We start from the raw sequence: 1,342 nt of genomic DNA, 5'->3' as shown, positions 1-1,342 counted from the left end.
AAGGACATCAAGCACTGCAGCAGCGGCTACTCCAACTGGCATCGCTTCAGAAACAGGGTACTGCTCTGCCTCAACTCAGAGACAACATTCTTCCTTGTACTTTACTTGAAAGAGAATCTACCGATATGAATAAGCTGGAACAATAATCCAGCTTTTTTCTTGCTTCAAGGAGAAGAGTATGCAAGAATATCAAAGTTGGAGGTTCAAATTATGATATTAAATAAAAAATTTCAGCTGTCATATAGAATAGTATTTATCATTTTGGTAGGAGCAGGACTTCTTCTTGATCTTATGACATGGACAAAACAGCCACGTAATGAATTTCTGGTCTACTATACAACACAATCAAATATTATGACTTGGATCATCATGGCCTTTCATGTAAGAAATACTTACAAGGATATAAAAAACAAGAAAACATATGGGACATCGAATGATCTTATCCCATTACATTTTCTAGCAGCCATCTGGATACTTATTACATCCCTCGTCTATAATGTTTTACTTTCTAGTCCATTCACTTTAACATATTGGACATCTGATCTACATAACCCTATTCTTCATCTCTTTGGACCAATTCTCTTTATTCTTGATTTATTGTTATTTTCTAAAAGGAAACAAGTAAAGAGCTATGTTCCTCTTCTTTGTGTTACTTATCCTTATCTTTATATTGTGTTAATTCTTGCAAGAGGAAGCTATTTAACAAATCTCTATCATGGGAAAATACCTCAGTCCTATGTTGTTTATCCTTACTTCTTCCTTGATGTAAAACATCTAGGATACTTAGGTGTATTAAGATGGGTGATGATTTTAAGTGTTGTCTTTATCTTATTAAGTTACCTGATGCATTTTATCTATGAAAAAACGCATAATGAATCATTATGCGTCTAATAGTCGAATATCTTTTAATGAAAGAAAGAGATCATCAATCATCTCAGTAGATAGCACTCTTTCACTTAAATCATAGGATACTTGATAAAACAGTTTCTTATGTTCATAGCTATAATTGAAGTGACCTAGTGTTGTGAAGAGATTCTTCTTCATGATAAGACGTACATCCTGTACGTCTTTTTCTATAGGAACATTCATGGTTAAGCCGTTTTCTTTATATTCTAATGAAAGAGAATGAATATATTTGTCTTCATATATGACAATGAGATGATCATTGTAGTCTTTAAATGGAAGATGATGAGCATCAAGATAATTTATAAGAACAGTTTTCATTAGTGATCCCTCCTCACAAAATCGGTAGTGTCAAAAATCTATACCACATAGCACTAATACACTACCCTCAATTTTATCTATATAAACAGTAAAATGATTACTGAGTATATCTTAGTAA

2 protein-coding genes are annotated in these 1,342 nt (G+C 32.6%); one reads left to right on the top strand and one right to left on the bottom strand.

Going from position 1 to position 1,342, the window contains the following annotated elements; genetic code table 11:
* The first annotated feature begins 210 nt into the window (after positions 1-210).
* On the top strand, positions 211-891 hold the full coding sequence (locus T513_RS0109615) for a Pr6Pr family membrane protein (RefSeq protein WP_031589915.1): 681 nt from the start codon (positions 211-213) through the stop codon (positions 889-891).
* On the opposite strand, the gene T513_RS0109610 is transcribed toward T513_RS0109615, so the two are convergent.
* Positions 880-1,224 carry a hypothetical protein gene (locus tag T513_RS0109610; RefSeq protein ID WP_031589914.1) on the bottom strand — a complete coding sequence of 115 codons (345 nt, stop codon included), beginning with the start codon at positions 1,222-1,224 and terminating at the stop codon, positions 880-882. The genes T513_RS0109615 and T513_RS0109610 overlap by 12 nt on opposite strands.
* Between the last annotated feature and the right edge of the window lie 118 nt (positions 1,225-1,342).

Origin of the sequence: Kandleria vitulina DSM 20405 (assembly GCF_000702065.1) — a bacterium.
Taxonomy (GTDB): domain Bacteria; phylum Bacillota_I; class Bacilli_A; order Erysipelotrichales; family Coprobacillaceae; genus Kandleria; species Kandleria vitulina.
This window is presented reverse-complemented; position numbering and strand designations above follow the sequence as displayed.

Coding starts and splice junctions, on each gene's coding strand:
- T513_RS0109615 (WP_031589915.1), top strand. CDS start 211: ATGATATTAAATAAAAAATTTCAGCTGTCATATAGAATAGTATTTATC.
- T513_RS0109610 (WP_031589914.1), bottom strand. CDS start 1,224: ATGAAAACTGTTCTTATAAATTATCTTGATGCTCATCATCTTCCATTT.